General features: G+C 66.7%; 17 protein-coding genes. 13 read left to right on the top strand and 4 right to left on the bottom strand.

The window, feature by feature from the left end:
- Positions 1 to 68: 68 nt before the first annotated feature.
- Positions 69 to 1,778, bottom strand: a complete 1,710-nt coding sequence (locus P0Y60_09870) for a glycerol-3-phosphate dehydrogenase/oxidase (GenBank protein ID WEK59685.1) — start codon at positions 1,776 to 1,778, stop codon at positions 69 to 71.
- A gap of 101 nt (positions 1,779 to 1,879) precedes the next feature.
- Between P0Y60_09870 and P0Y60_09875 the strand changes: the two genes are divergently transcribed.
- Complete coding sequence (locus tag P0Y60_09875) at positions 1,880 to 2,851, top strand: sugar-binding domain-containing protein (GenBank protein WEK59686.1); 972 nt, start codon at positions 1,880 to 1,882, stop codon at positions 2,849 to 2,851.
- Positions 2,852 to 2,854: 3 nt separating this feature from the next.
- Here the strand turns inward: P0Y60_09875 and P0Y60_09880 are convergent, their stop codons facing one another.
- Positions 2,855 to 4,006, bottom strand: a complete 1,152-nt coding sequence (locus P0Y60_09880) for a glutamate--cysteine ligase (GenBank protein WEK59687.1) — start codon at positions 4,004 to 4,006, stop codon at positions 2,855 to 2,857.
- A gap of 210 nt (positions 4,007 to 4,216) precedes the next feature.
- Here P0Y60_09880 and rpsP point away from each other — a divergent pair, with 210 nt between their 5' ends.
- The 4 genes from rpsP to trmD are packed head-to-tail and all read left to right on the top strand — an operon-like array spanning position 4,217 to position 6,201.
- Positions 4,217 to 4,645 (top strand): 30S ribosomal protein S16, encoded by a 429-nt coding sequence (gene rpsP, locus P0Y60_09885; GenBank protein WEK59688.1) that lies wholly within the window; start codon positions 4,217 to 4,219, stop codon positions 4,643 to 4,645.
- Positions 4,646 to 4,651: 6 nt separating this feature from the next.
- A complete protein-coding gene (locus tag P0Y60_09890; protein ID WEK59689.1) occupies positions 4,652 to 4,882 on the top strand; it encodes an RNA-binding protein in 231 nt (76 codons plus the stop codon).
- 1 nt (position 4,883) lies between these two features.
- Complete coding sequence (gene rimM, locus P0Y60_09895) at positions 4,884 to 5,480, top strand: ribosome maturation factor RimM (protein ID WEK59690.1); 597 nt, start codon at positions 4,884 to 4,886, stop codon at positions 5,478 to 5,480.
- A 19-nt stretch (positions 5,481 to 5,499) separates the two neighbouring features.
- Positions 5,500 to 6,201, top strand: a complete 702-nt coding sequence (gene trmD / locus P0Y60_09900; GenBank protein ID WEK59691.1) for a tRNA (guanosine(37)-N1)-methyltransferase TrmD — start codon at positions 5,500 to 5,502, stop codon at positions 6,199 to 6,201.
- Here trmD and P0Y60_09905 read toward each other — a convergent pair.
- Both P0Y60_09905 and map read right to left on the bottom strand, forming a co-directional pair.
- Positions 6,198 to 6,791: a histidine phosphatase family protein gene (locus P0Y60_09905; protein ID WEK59692.1), complete on the bottom strand. Its 594-nt coding sequence runs from the start codon at positions 6,789 to 6,791 to the stop codon at positions 6,198 to 6,200. The two genes, trmD and P0Y60_09905, sit on opposite strands and share 4 nt — an antisense overlap.
- A 79-nt stretch (positions 6,792 to 6,870) precedes the next feature.
- Positions 6,871 to 7,653, bottom strand: coding sequence for a type I methionyl aminopeptidase (gene map / locus P0Y60_09910; protein WEK59693.1), 783 nt, complete (start codon positions 7,651 to 7,653; stop codon positions 6,871 to 6,873).
- Between the two features lie 113 nt (positions 7,654 to 7,766).
- Between map and P0Y60_09915 the strand changes: the two genes are divergently transcribed.
- The 8 genes from P0Y60_09915 to dprA all read left to right on the top strand — a co-directional run bounded on the left by P0Y60_09915 (position 7,767) and on the right by dprA (position 13,892).
- Complete coding sequence (locus tag P0Y60_09915; protein ID WEK59694.1) at positions 7,767 to 8,255, top strand: MFS transporter permease; 489 nt, start codon at positions 7,767 to 7,769, stop codon at positions 8,253 to 8,255.
- Between the two features lie 169 nt (positions 8,256 to 8,424).
- On the top strand, positions 8,425 to 8,772 hold the full coding sequence (rplS, locus tag P0Y60_09920; GenBank protein ID WEK59695.1) for a 50S ribosomal protein L19: 348 nt from the start codon (positions 8,425 to 8,427) through the stop codon (positions 8,770 to 8,772).
- 118 nt (positions 8,773 to 8,890) lie between these two features.
- The gene (gene lepB / locus P0Y60_09925; protein ID WEK59696.1) at positions 8,891 to 9,619 is read left to right on the top strand and encodes a signal peptidase I; all 729 of its coding nucleotides are present in this window, start codon (positions 8,891 to 8,893) and stop codon (positions 9,617 to 9,619) included.
- Complete coding sequence (locus P0Y60_09930) at positions 9,616 to 10,275, top strand: ribonuclease HII (GenBank protein WEK59697.1); 660 nt, start codon at positions 9,616 to 9,618, stop codon at positions 10,273 to 10,275. The genes lepB and P0Y60_09930 overlap by 4 nt, the downstream gene beginning before the upstream one ends.
- Before the next feature lie 50 nt (positions 10,276 to 10,325).
- Positions 10,326 to 10,652 carry a DUF2469 family protein gene (locus P0Y60_09935; protein ID WEK59698.1) on the top strand — a complete coding sequence of 109 codons (327 nt, stop codon included), beginning with the start codon at positions 10,326 to 10,328 and terminating at the stop codon, positions 10,650 to 10,652.
- Between the two features lie 131 nt (positions 10,653 to 10,783).
- Entirely contained in the window at positions 10,784 to 11,146 is a 363-nt protein-coding gene (locus P0Y60_09940; GenBank protein ID WEK59699.1) for a YraN family protein, read from the top strand.
- Positions 11,143 to 12,672: a YifB family Mg chelatase-like AAA ATPase gene (locus tag P0Y60_09945; GenBank protein WEK59700.1), complete on the top strand. Its 1,530-nt coding sequence runs from the start codon at positions 11,143 to 11,145 to the stop codon at positions 12,670 to 12,672. Before P0Y60_09940 ends, P0Y60_09945 begins: the two co-directional genes overlap by 4 nt.
- Positions 12,669 to 13,892, top strand: a complete 1,224-nt coding sequence (gene dprA, locus P0Y60_09950; GenBank protein WEK59701.1) for a DNA-processing protein DprA — start codon at positions 12,669 to 12,671, stop codon at positions 13,890 to 13,892. Before P0Y60_09945 ends, dprA begins: the two co-directional genes overlap by 4 nt.
- The last annotated feature ends 53 nt before the right edge of the window (positions 13,893 to 13,945 follow it).

The raw sequence follows: 13,945 nt of genomic DNA on the forward strand, positions 1-13,945 counted from the left end.
GTCACGGCCCCTCTGCCGTGACACTTGGATGGAGAACGCCGCAAGGAGGGCGACGGTCGAGGATCTCGTCAGCCGCGGGTGTGCGACGAGATATGGAGTCCATGCCTTTCGTTCAACAGTTCGCGGGTCTGCTCGAGCTCCGCGTCATGGCGGGCTCGGTCCCAGCCGAGCAACGGGGCGAGTGCGTCGGCGATCTCGTCGATCACGGCGCCGTTCGCATTCCCGACGAACGCGATGCTCGTGCGCCGGAGGATGACGTCCTGCAGGCGAGCCACCATCTCTCGCTGGACCATCCATTCGAGCTCCCGGGTCGACAGGTCGCCGTCGGCCAGCGCCACATCATCACCCTGCTCGATGAACTCCCAGACCTGCGCGGCACGGGTGCCGTATCGGGCGAGCAGCTTCTCTGCACGATCGCCGGCTCCCGGCAGGTACTCCTGGATCCAGATGCGCTTGGCCTTCTCCGTGCGGGGGAAGTCGCGTCCGCCCCCGATCGCACGACCGGCCGTGGATACGGTCCGGGTGCGGTCGATGAGTCCGAGCACCACATCTGCAAGGGACTCTCCGAGGGCGCGGAACGTCGTCCACTTGCCTCCCACGAGGCTGACGAGGGGCACGGCGCCCTTCTCGTCGACCTCGATGCGGTAGTCGCGTGAGACGAATCCGGGTGCGGTGTCCTCGTGGCGCGGCAGCGGGCGGATGCCGGAGAACCGGTAGACGATCTGCTCGCGATCCACGTCGATCTGCGGGAACACGTGGTGGATGAGATCGAAGAAGTAGTCGACTTCCTCTTCCGTGCACACGGCGACCTCGCGAGGGTCGGCGTCGATGTCGGTGGTCCCGACGAGCACTCGTCCCTTGAGCGGGTAGATGAGCACGATGCGGCCGTCAGAGTGCTCGAAGAAGATCTCCCGGCCCCGGGTCGCCTCGAGCAGTTCCGGGTGGTCCAGCACGATGTGCGAACCCTTCGTGCCTCCCATGAAGCGTGTGTCGGCTCCCAGCGCGTCGTTCGTCAGGTCCGTCCACGGCCCGGAGGTGTTCACCACGACATCGGCGGCGACCGCGAACTCGGTGCCGCTCTCGCGATCCCGAAGCAGGACGGTGTCGCCTTCGCGACCGATCGCCTCGACGTAGTTCAGCGCCTGCGCGGCCGGGTGGGCGGCGAGACCGTCCTGCAGCACATCCAGTGCGAGTCGCTCCGGATCGTGCATGGACGCGTCGTAATAGGTCGCCGTGTACTTGATGTTCGGGTCGAGCGCCGGCAGCTCCGTGAGGGAGCGCTTGCGTCCGAGGAAGCGGTGGCGGGGGACGGAGCCGCCGTCGCGCGAGAACGTGTCATAGATGGTCAGTCCGACCTTGATCAGGAAGGCGCCGCGCTCTTGCGGCTTGCCGCTCTTGTGAGTCAGGAAGCGCAACGGTGCGGAGAGGATTCCCGAGAACGTGGAATAGATCGGAATCGTGGTCTGCAGCGGCTTGACGTAGTGCGGCGCGATCTTGAGCAGTCCGTTGCGCTCCTCGACCGACTCGCGCACGAGGCGGAACTCGCCGTTCTCGAGGTAGCGGATGCCGCCGTGGATCATGTGGCTCGATGCGGAAGAGGCGCCCGAGGCGAAGTCGCCGCGTTCCACCAGGAGGACATCCACCCCCTGCAGTGCCAGATCACGGAACGCCGAGATGCCATTGATCCCGCCGCCGATGAGAATGACGCTCGTGCGTCCCGATTCGCGAACCGCGCGAACTTCGGCGCGTTCTGCTGACGAGTGCGTCGACTCGATCATCTTCGACCCCTTTTCCTTGCTTGCCCCCAGCATCGACCTGTGGATCGCTACGCGCAAGTCCACTGCACATATGTGCAAGGATCGAGGTCGAGGAGGAAGTCATGGCCGATCCCGGCGCGCAATCCCGCGATTCCAAGCTGATCGCCGCGCTCACCGCCGCGCAGCTCTACTACATGCAGGACAAGACGATGGAGGTCATCGCGCAGGAGTTGGGCACGTCGCGCTCTTCCGTGTCGCGCTTGCTGAGCTTCGCGCGGGAGAGCGGACTCGTCGACATCCGGATCAATTCGCCGCTGGAGCGACTCGGGATACTTGAGCAGAGGATCCGTGACCGTCACCGCGTCGCCGCGCATGTCGTCCCCATGTCCGAGATCGTCAGCGAGGTCGAACGACTCGAACGCGTCGCACTGACCGCCGGCCGCCTGCTCTCGCAGTTCGTGGACTCGAACATGATCGTCGGGGTGGCGTGGGGGTCGACCATCAGCGCCGTGAGTCGAGGACTCACCCAGAAGGAGACGCACAACACGACGTTCGTGCAGCTCAACGGAGCCGGTAACACGCAGACCAGCGGCGTCGAGTACTCGAGCGACATCCTGCAACGCTTCGGCAGCGCGTTCGGGGCACAGGTGCAGCAGTTCCCGGTTCCCGCCTTCTTCGATGACCCCGCGACACGTGAGGCGATGTGGCGTGAGCGCAGTACGCGGCGTGTACTCGATCTTCAGGCCAAGATGGACATCGCCGTCTTCAGCCTCGGATCGCCCGCGGCAGAGGTGCCGAGCCGCGTCTACGTCGGAGGCTACCTCGGCCGCGACGACTATCGGAGTCTTCGCGAGGACCACGCGATCGGAGACGTGGCGACCGTCTTCTTCCGCTCCGACGGCTCCTGGCGCGACATCCGGGTGAATGCGCGTGCGACCGGTCCCGGACTCGATCGGCTGCGGCGTGTACCGCGGCGCGTCTGTGTGGTGTCGGGCATCCCCAAACTGGTGAGCCTGCGCGCGGCCATCGCCGCAGACCTCATCACGGACGTCGTCCTGGACGAAGGCCTCGCCCGACAGCTCGTCGATGACTGAGCGTCAGTCTTCGTCGACCGACGACTCCGGCCCGGAGCGGAACTCGCGGATCAGATGCCGCACGACTTCACCCAGGTCTCCGTCCGAGGCGTCGGCGACGGCGAGCTGGCGTGCGTAGCTGGCGCCGTCGGCGAGGATCGTGTGCACGCTGGCGAACTCGCGTGCGCAGCCGAGCTCCACGGCCACGGGTGCCAACTCGTCGATGGTCTGGGCGAGGTGCTCGCGCACCGGAAGCTGCGTGCCATCGGCATCCACGATGACCCGGGCGTCCAGCCCGTACCGGGCCGCGCGCCACTTGTTCTCACGGTGGAACCAGGCCGGCATCTGGGGGAGTGTGCGACCCTCGTCGAGCGCTCGCGAGAAGCTCTCGACCAGCACCTGTACCAGCGAGGCGATCGCTGCGAGCTCCGGAAGCGTCGAGACGCCGTCGCATGCCCGTACCTCGATCGTGCCCCAGCGGGGTGCGGGGCGGATGTCCCACCGCACCTCCGTGGCATCCGACATGACGCCGGTGCGGATCATGTCGTCCATGTACGCCTCGTACTGCGCCCAGTTCTGCAGTGGCCAGGGCAACCCGGCGGTCGGAAGCTGCTGGAAGACGAGGGCACGGTTGGATGCGTATCCGGTTCGCTCCCCGGCCCAGAACGGACTGGATGCCGCGATCGACTGGAGATGGGGGAGGAACCCGGTCAGGGCGTTGATGATCGGGAACACCTTGCGGTGATCATCGACTCCGACGTGCACGTGTATGCCCCAGATCATCATGTTGCGCCCCCACCACTGAGTGCGCTCGATCAGGGTGTGATAGCGAGTCTTGTCCGTCACGTCCTGGTCGTACCACTGGGCGAAAGGGTGGCTGCCGGCGGAGAGGAGTTCGATGCCGGCCGGTTCCGTGGCTGATCTGACGGCGGCGATCGCCTGGGCGATGTCATCGACCGCGTGCGCGACCGAATCGCCGATCCCGCTGGTGACCTCGATCGTGTTGGTGAGCAGCTCGCCGGTGACCGTGTGGCGCTCATCTGCGCTCTCGTCCTCGAGCGCCGCGAGGAGTTCCGGGGCGCGGCCGACCAGATCACCACTCACCGGATCGGCGAGCATGATCTCCCATTCCAGTCCGACGGTGGAACGGGCCGAAGGCGCGAAGTCGAGCGTCACGAGCACAGTCTGACACGCGCGAGGATCGCCGCGACAACAGGCGTGTCGCCACGTTTCGCTCCTGGCGCTCGGATCTGGCAGAATAGAAGGTCGGACGACCTGCTCGACCCTCTATCCAGCAGGAGAGTCCTCCTTTCAGAGCTTCCGCCGGGTGTGCACCCCACTCTCCAGGCGATCAGTTCGTTTCCTTCCACACAATTCAGGAGAATCGTGGCTGTCAAGATTCGTCTCAAGCGCCTGGGCAAGATCCGTGCGCCGTACTACCGCATCGTCGTCGCCGACTCGAAGACCAAGCGCGATGGTCGCGTGATCGAAGAGATCGGCAAGTACCACCCCACCGAGGAGCCCTCGTTCATCGAGGTCGACTCCGAGCGGGCGCAGTACTGGCTGTCCGTCGGCGCTCAGCCGACCGAGCAGGTCGCCGCCATCCTCAAGATCACGGGCGACTGGGGCAAGTTCAAGGGCGACAAGGACGCGAAGTCCACGCTCAAGGTCAAGGAGCCCAAGGTTCCGTTCGAGATCGACGCTTCCAAGAAGTCCGTCGTGAAGCCCAAGGCGGAGAAGAAGGTCGAGGCTCCGGCCGACGCCCCCGCCGCCGACGCGGAGGCCGCTGAGGCTTCCGCCGCCGACGCAGAGTAATCCGTCGTGCTCGCCGCCGCGCTCGAACACATCGTCAAGGGGATCGTCGATCACCCTGAGGATGTACACATCAACGAATCCACATCGCCGCGAGGCGATCTCCTCGAGGTGCGCGTGCACCCCGACGATCGTGGACGTGTGATCGGGCGCGGCGGCCGCACCGCGAAGGCGTTGCGCACCCTCGTCACGGCGCTGGCAGACGGCCGGCGTGTCCGTGTCGACGTCGCGGACGACTGACGTGGTGGACAAAGACAGCAACCAGGGCAAGAATCAGCTGCGCGTCGGGCGCCTCGTCAAGGCCCATGGCCTCAAGGGCGCACTCAAGGTGGAGCTCTACACGGACAATCCCGAGCGCAGGTTCTTCACCGGAGCCGCGTTCACGTTGCAGGTGCCCGAGGCATCTCCGTGGCACGGCAAGGAGATCACGGTACGTGAGTACCGGGTCATGAACGGCAGCCCGGTCGTCTTCTTCGAAGACGTAGACGACCGCGACAGCGCCGAGAGTCTCGTCCGCGCGATCCTGTGGATCGATCAGGACGATGATGAGATCGAGGACAACGCCTGGTTCGACCACCAGCTCGTCGGACTCGACGTGGTTCGCGATGATGTGGTGGTGGGGCGCGTCGTTCGCGTCGATCACTTCCCCGCACAGGATCTTCTGATCGTCCGCTCGGGTGAGAAGGAGATCATGGTCCCCTTCGTCCAGGCGATCGTCCCGTCGGTCGACGTGGCACTCGGCCGTGTGATCGTCACGCCGCCGGCCGGACTCTTCGAAGAGCTGCCGGAGACCGACGACGCGCCGAGCGCGGACGACGACTCCGACACGGCAGAGTGACGACGGATACGGATCTCCCGTGCGCATCGATGTCCTCTCGATCTTCCCGACCTACTTCGACGGCCTGACGCTGTCCCTGCTCGGCAGAGCGCAGAGCACCGGCCTGCTCGATCTGAACGTGCGCGACCTGCGCGAGTGGACGGGCGATCGGCACCGGACCGTCGACGACACTCCCTATGGGGGTGGCGCCGGCATGGTGATGAAGCCGGAGCCCTGGGGTCTCGCGCTCGACGAGGTCACGGCGCACTCGGAACGTCCGACCATCATCTTCCCGTCGCCGGCGGGCGAGGTGTTCACCCAGGCGACGGCGCGGGACCTCTCCTCCCGTGACCATCTCGTGTTCGGTTGCGGCCGTTACGAGGGGATCGACGAGCGGGTCTTCGACTATTCGGCGACGCTCGGCGAGGTGCGACTGATCAGCCTCGGCGACTACGTCCTGAACGGGGGAGAGGTCGCCACGATGGCGATGATCGAGGCGATCGGGCGTCTGATCCCCGGTGTCGTGGGGAACCCCGAGAGCCTCGTCGAGGAATCGCACGAGGACGGACTGCTCGAGTACCCGTCGTACACGAAGCCGGCGATGTGGCGCGACCACGCCGTGCCCGATGTGCTCTTGAGTGGCAACCACGCGGTGATCGCCGCCTGGCGACGCGAGCAGCAGCTCGAGCGCACGCGGCGCCGTCGTCCCGACCTTCTCCCGCCGCTCGAGGATCAGTCCTAGAGCATCCGTTCGGCACCTCGGTCGAGTTCGAACACCACGCCGTGCGGGTGCCGCAGGGCAAGGGCACCGGCGGCGTCGAGTCCCCGGATCTCGGCGCGCAGCATGCGCCCGATCATCTCGTGACTCACGAGCAGCGGCGATCCTGAGGTCGCCCAACCGCAACTTGTGAGTGCCTTCCGCGCTCGCGCTCGCGCCTGCGCATAGCTCTCCCCGCCGGGGAACGCCCAGCCGTAGCGGTTCGATGCTCTCTGCTCCCGGGCGTCGGGGAAGGCCGCATCCACCTCATCCCAGGTCATGCCGGCCAGCTCGCCATGGTGGATGTCCGCGAGTTCGGGCACTTCGATGATCTCCACGGCGAGGCGCTCGGCGATGATCACGGCAGTGCGAAGCGCGCGTCCCAGCGGGCTGGAGCACACGACGGTCACTCCGGCACCATCGAGATGCTGGGCGACGGACTGGGCTTGGGCGATCCCGTCGGCGGTGAGAGGAGAATCGAGCTGCCCCTGCAGTCGTCGCTCCTGATTCCAGATCGTCTGCCCGTGCCGAGCCAGGAAGAGGCGCTCCGGCACGTGACGATCCTGGGGAATCATGGACTCAGGATGGCATACCCCGCTGCTGCTCGTATGACTCGGATTCAGGCCACTCCGCGCGGTGTCGGGATCCGGACGATCAGTCGACGCCGAGGAACGAACGATCGGTGAGCACGATCGGTCCGTCATCGGCGATGGCGACGGTGTGCTCCGAGTGCGCGCCGCGCGACCCGTCTGCGCTCCGCAGCGTCCATCCGTCGGGGTCCGTGATCAACTCGTCGGTCGTCGCGAGGAACCAGGGCTCGAGGGCCAAGACCAACCCTGCGCGCAGCGGGAAACCTCGTCCGGGGCGGCCGTCGTTGGGAACGTGCGGGTCGCCGTGCATGGTGCGCCCCACGCCGTGGCCGCCGAAATCGGTGTTGATCGAGTAGCCGTCGTCGTGTGCGACGTGGGCGACAGCGGCCGAGATGTCGCCGATGCGATTGCCGACCAGGGCGGTGGCGATCGCCGCGTCCAGTGCGCGCTCCGTCGTGTCGATCAGACGAAGGTCTTCCTCCCGTGGTGTGCCGACCACGAACGAGAGCGCCGAGTCGGCGACCCATCCGTTGACTGAGACCGCGAAGTCGAGCGAGACCAGGTCGCCGTCGCGCAGCGTGTAATCATGGGGAAGCCCGTGCAGAACCGCGTCGTTGACCGACGTGCACAGCACCTTGCCGAACGGACTCGCGCCGAACGACGGGTGGTAGTCGATGTAGCAGGAATCGGCGCCCTCCTTGCGGATCAGGTCGTGCGCCCGCCGATCGATCGACAACAGGTTCGTGCCGACCTTGGTCTCCTCGCGCAGCGTCGCCAGCGTCTGGGCCACGAATCGGCCCGCGGCGCGCATCTCGTCGATCTCGGCGGGGGTGCGCAGTTCGATCATCAGGGGTGTCCTCTCGTCGCTTCCATTCTCTCCGATTCGCATCGGCGCGCCGTCGACGAGCGCTCACAGCGAACACCGGGGCGGGCCGCGGGGTGGCGTCGTACGATTTCTCCATGTGGTTGCGACAGGCATTCTTCCGCTGGCTTCTTCCGGCGGCCTTCCTGCTGCCGCTGTGGATCCTGGTCGGATGGGGTGTGTTCCAGGGTGGCTGGGCGATCCTCTGGGTGTTGTTCATCGCGATCCCCTCGGTGCTCGTCGGTCAGCTGTTGCTGACGCTCCTCACACGGTCGCGACCGTCAGTCCGCATCGAGCGGGCCGTGTCGTGGTGGGATGTGCTGGGCTTCACGGCGTGGCACGGCCTGACCATCGCCGTCGGCTTCTTCATCGACGGCGCATTCCCCTGGTTGTTGACCGGAGCCGTCGTCGCCGGACTCGCCCTGTTCTGGCTGCAGCTGTGGCAGCTGTGGAACGAAGCGAAGGGGAGTGGTGCACGCCTTCGGGAGACGATCGCCTGGTCGACCATCCCCAGCGCGGACGAGCCCGCACCGGAGACCAGGGCACATGAGGTCATCGTCGTCCGTGAGGTCGACCCGCGCGCCTGACCGTCGACGTTTTGGACGGCACCGCCATTCATGGCAGAATGGATCTTCGTGCCGTGACCGGTTCTGCCTCAGGGGAACCCGCGGACGCATCTGCGCCGTACGGCACACACTTCCATTCTTTTCCTAACATCATGCATCCGACCTGTGGCGAGTGCAGAGAGAGACGATCATGCAGATCCTCGACGCCGTAGACGCGGCTTCCCTCCGGTCCGACATTCCGGACTTCTTCCCCGGTGACACCGTCAAGGTGCACGTCAACATCACCGAGGGCACGCGCTCGCGTATCCAGGTCTTCCAGGGCGTCGTCATCGGTCGCCAGGGCGACAGCGTTCGTGAGACCTTCACGGTTCGCAAGATCAGCTTCCAGGTCGGCGTGGAGCGTACCTTCCCGGTGCACTCCCCGGTGATCGACCACATCGAGGTCGTCACCCGCGGTGACGTGCGTCGCGCCAAGCTGTACTACCTTCGCCAGCTTCGTGGCAAGAAGGCCAAGATCAAGGAGAAGCGCGACCGCTGACGCGCAGGTTCTCCACAGCACCCCGGGACACGATGTCCCGGGGTGCTGTGTTCTTCCCCCGGTGTGCGAACCTTGTTACTGCCGCGCGCACGCGGTGCATGACTCGTGAAGGAACCTGATGACGACTGACTCTCCGTCCGTGCCCGCGTCCAAGCGGCGTCGCGGAGTCCTGGTCTTCCTCCGAGACGTCCTGGTGATCATCCTGATCGCTGCCGTCGTGTCGTTCGTCGTCAAGACGTTCGTGGTGCGCTCGTTCTACATCCCCTCGGCCTCGATGGAGCGCACTCTGCTCATCAAGGACCGGATCCTCGTCGACGAGCTGACGCCACGCTGGACGGCCTACGAGCGTGGCGACGTGGTCGTGTTCAAGGATCCGGGCGGCTGGTTGGATGCGATGCCGCAGACCCCGGCTGCGCCGCCACTCGTGCAGGCCGTGGACTGGGTGCTCAACTTCGTCGGTATCGCGGCGACCGACGCGCAGGACCACCTGGTCAAGCGGATCATCGGTCTTCCCGGTGATCACGTGGTCTGCTGCAACGCGCTCGGGCAGATCACGATCAACGGTGCCGCCATCGATGAGCTCGGTTACCTCAATCTTCCTCAGGGCGATACCGCCGCATCCAACGAGCCGTTCGACGTCGTCGTGCCCGAAGGATCGCTGTGGCTCCTCGGTGACAATCGTGATCGCTCCCGCGACGCACGCGCCCACCAGGACCTGCCGAGCGGTGGGTTCGTGCCGCTGGAGAACGTCGTGGGCAAGGCGTTCCTGACGACGTGGCCGCTCGATCGCATGGGGGCGATCGACGGACATCACGAGATCTTCAACGGCGTCCCGGATCCGAGATGACCGTCGTCGCCCCGAAGCTCACTCTGGAGCGCAAGCTCCTGAACGAGTGCGATCTGATCATCGCCCTCGATGAGGTCGGACGCGGAGCGCTGGCAGGGCCGGTCGCGGTCGGAGCGGCCGTGATGGACGCCACCGGTGCCCGGCGCCGCGTGCCAGAGGGACTGCGCGACTCCAAGCTCGTCACGGAGAAGCGCCGGCCGGAGCTCGCGCTCCGGGCGGCCGACTGGGTGCAGGGTTCGGCTGTCGGGTGGGCGACTGCTGCAGAGGTCGACGCGGTCGGCATCATGCGCGCGCTAGGGCTGGCGGCATCCCGTGCGGTGTCGAGCATCGCCGGACAGGGGATCGGGATCACCGGTGCGCTCGTGCTGCTGGACGGGAATCACGACTACGTGTCGGCGGTGCATCCCTCGCCCCTGCGCGTACGTCCGGTGGTCAAGGCCGATCGTGACTGCGCCTCCGTCTCAGCAGCCTCTGTCATCGCGAAGGTCGCACGCGACACCCTCATGACCGAACTGCATGACAGTCACCCTGACTATCAGTGGAACCGCAACAAGGGGTACGCGAGCGCGGAGCACAGAGAAGCGATCCGGTCGAGCGGCCTGTCCCCGTATCACCGCGCGTCCTGGGCGATCACGGATGCACCGACGCTGTTCTGAGAGACGTGCGGTGCGGCTGCGAGGCCGGGCGACTCTAGGATGGATTCATCATGGATGAGGAAGCCTTCGACGATTACGACCGCGAGCTCGAGCTGGCGCTGTTCCGCGAATACCGGGATGTGGTGTCGCAGTTCCAGTATGTCGTCGAGACCGAGCGTCGGTTCTACCTGGCCAACGAGGTGAACGTCGTACGTCGCGACACCGAGCACGATTTCTATTTCGAGATCTCGATGAGTGATGTATGGGTGTGGGACATCTATCGCGCAGACCGTTTCGTGAAGGCCGTTCGCGTGTTGACGTTCAAGGATGTCAACGTCGAGGAACTGCAGCGGCGGGAATTCGAACTGCCGCAGGAGCTGTCTCTCGACGGAGAGTGACCGCTTCGCGGAGAGCGTGAACCTCCTCACTGGTTCTGCACCGTTCCGATGATTCGCGAGTTCTCTTCGACTTCCGCGTTCGAGGGGGCACCTGCCGTCCACGCGGTCAGGGAAATCGCGATGCTGAGGGCATGGCAGCGAAGGATGTACTCGGCAGAGCAGGCGAAGAACGAGCGGCGCGATACCTCAGATCTCTCGGGTATGAGGTGCTCGACAGGAATTGGCGGTGCGCGCAGGGCGAGATCGACATCGTGGCATCGCAGGGGGAGTACCTCGCGATCGTCGAGGTGAAGACGCGGAGGTCCGCCGCGTTCGGTCACCCCTTCGAGGCGGTCGATGAACGCAAGCGGCGCAGACTCTGGCGGCTTGCGCACGCCTGGGCAGCGGCGCATTCGGTGCAGGCGCAGGACAGGACGATCCGCATCGAGGCGATCGGCATCACCGGTCCGAATCCTGCCTCGGCGCTCCTCGAACACCTGTTGGACGTCGGATGAGTACGGCACGCACCTGGGCGGTGGCGCTCACGGGTGTCGACGGCCATCTCGTCGAGGTCGAAGCAGACCTGTCCAACCAGACCCCGGAGTTCAAGATCATCGGGCTGCCGGACAAGTCTCTCGGTGAGGCTGTGCAGCGGGTGCACAACGCGTGCAAGAACGCGAGCCTGGACCTTCCGCGGCGACGGCTCACGATCAACCTGTCGCCGGCGAGCCTTCCCAAGCACGGATCGGCGTTCGATCTGGGCATCGCCGTATGCGCTCTGGCTGCCGGTGGTCTGATCGGCCGACGGGCGATCGCCGTTACGGTCCACATCGGTGAACTGGGACTCGACGGACGGCTGCGGCCGGTGCCCGGGGTTCTGCCCGCGGTCTTCGCGGCAGCCAGGGCGGGCTTCGACCGTGTGATCGTCCCGAAGGCCAACGAGGAGGAGGCGCGACTCGTGCCGGGGATCGACGTCCGTGCCGCCGCGACCCTCGCCGAGGTCGCGGTATGGCACGGGGCGGAGGTCGACGTTCCCGAGGTGGATCCCGTCGGCGGGGCTTCTGTCGCACCCCCGGCGAGGGAGATGCTCGACCTGGCCGATGTGATGGGCCAGACAGAGGCGGTGGAGGCGTTGATCACTGCGGCCGCCGGGGGCCACCATCTGCTGCTGAGTGGACCACCCGGGTCGGGTAAGACGATGCTCGCTCGACGGTTGCCGGATATCCTCCCCGCGCTCAGCGACGAGGAGGCACTCGAAGTCGCCTCGATCCGCTCCCTGAGCGGTGAACCGGTGGGCGGTCTGGATGTCGTGCCGCCGATCGAGTCACCACACCACAGCGCGTCCGTCGCCGCATTGGTCGGCGGAGGGTCGAGGGTGGCGAGGCCGGGAGCGATCGCCCGGGCTCATCGTGGGGTGCTGTTCCTCGACGAGGCCGCCGAATTCTCGAGGGTCGCCCTCGACTCCCTGCGGCAGCCGTTGGAGTCGGGGACGATCGAGGTGCACCGAGCGGGATTCACGGCGCGGTTCCCGGCGCGATTCCAGCTCGTTCTGGCGATGAATCCCTGTCCCTGTGGCAACTTCGGAGTGAGGGGTTCCGAGTGCATCTGCCCGCCGATGGCGATCCGCCGCTATGCGACGCGCCTGTCTGGGCCGCTACGAGATCGCGTCGACATCGACCTGCCTGTCGCTCGGGTTGCCGCTCGCACGGCCACGGCGGCCGGCAGGGCGCCCGTGACGTCGGCTATCGCGCGGGAGCGTGTGCGGGCCGCTCGCGATCGAGCGGCCCGGAGGTGGAGCGGTACACCGTGGCGACGGAACGCGGAGGTGCCAGGCACCTGGCTGCGGCAAGGCGCCTGGCGGCTGGACGCTCCGACCCGCGGCCCGCTGGACCGGGCATTGGAACGAGGATCTCTGACGCTGCGTGGCTATGATCGCGTGCTTCGACTCGCGTGGACCATGGCCGACATCGCTGAGCGAGAACGACCGTCACTCGATGAAGTCGGGCGTGCCCTGCATCTGAGGAGAGGGCTGACGCCGTGATCGACGCGCTGCTGGGCGATGATGCACTCCGTCTCGCACTGCGACAGTTGCATGGGGGCGATCACGTCGGCGATTCTCTCGCCCGAGCGGCGTGGAGCGTGATCGCAGAGCCGGGAGACGGTGTCGCCGGCGCACTGATCGGCGCGCTCGGTGCTGAAGGTGCGCTCCGCCATGCGCTGTCGCTCGATCGGCTGGGGAGGGCGCGGACGGCGCACTCCGACATGATCACGGCGCTTGAGCCCCGAACGCAACGCTCGCTGGCCGAGGCGCGGGCCCGATGGATGCCGCGAGCTGACCCCCAGCGGGTGCGAGAAGCGGTGCTCGGCGCCGTGGAGGTGGGCGCGCGGCTTGTGATCCCCGGTGACGAGCACTGGCCGTTCTCGTTCGACGACCTGGGCCCACACGCTCCGGCCGCGCTCTGGGTGCGTGGCGATCCGAGGCTGTTCGTTCAGGAACCGCGAGTCTCGATGGTCGGTGCACGCGCCTCCAGTGGCTACGGCGACCTCGTCGCCGCCGAGATGGCGGGAGATCTCGCTGAGAGTGGTGCGGTCATCGTGTCGGGCGGCGCTTATGGCATCGACGGCGCGGCTCACCGCGCGGCGCTGGCGATCGGCGGGAAGACCGTCGCGTTCCTTGCAGGTGGGGTGGATCGCGCGTATCCGGCCGGACATCACGGCCTGCTTCGCCAGATCGCCCGGGAGGGTGCTGTCGTGAGTGAGGTGCCGTGCGGAGCAGCCCCGACCAAATGGCGGTTCCTCGCGCGAAATCGTCTGATCGCCGCCCTCGGCCAGGCGGTCGTCGTCGTCGAGGCGGGGTGGCGGAGCGGGTCGCTGAACACCGCCGGGCATGCGGCTACGCTGGGCCGCGCGATCGGCTCCGTGCCCGGACCCGTGACGTCGCCCTCGTCGGCCGGGTGTCATCGCCTGCTGCGGGAGTACGACGCGACCTGTGTGACGTCGGCCGCCGAGGTCAGGGAGTTGTTGGGGATCACGAGCACGGCGGCGTCGGCTGAGCGTGCGGGGTCAGATCCTGAGCGTGTGCGTCTGATGGACGCTCTGAGCACACGAGCCTCGGTGTCATCCACAGAACTCGCTCGTCGTGCGGGGCTTTCCGAGGAGCGCGTGCACGCGCTCCTCGGCCTGCTCGAACTGGAGGGGGCCATCCACCGATCCGGATCCGGGTGGAGGGCGACAGCAGCGGCGAAGGGTGAGGCGCTGTGACCTCGCGGGCCGACGGCGGGGCGTTGCCGATGGGGATGTGTTCAGCGGCATGC

The sequence above is a fragment of the Candidatus Microbacterium colombiense genome (genome assembly GCA_029203165.1).
GTDB lineage: Bacteria > Actinomycetota > Actinomycetes > Actinomycetales > Microbacteriaceae > Microbacterium > Microbacterium colombiense.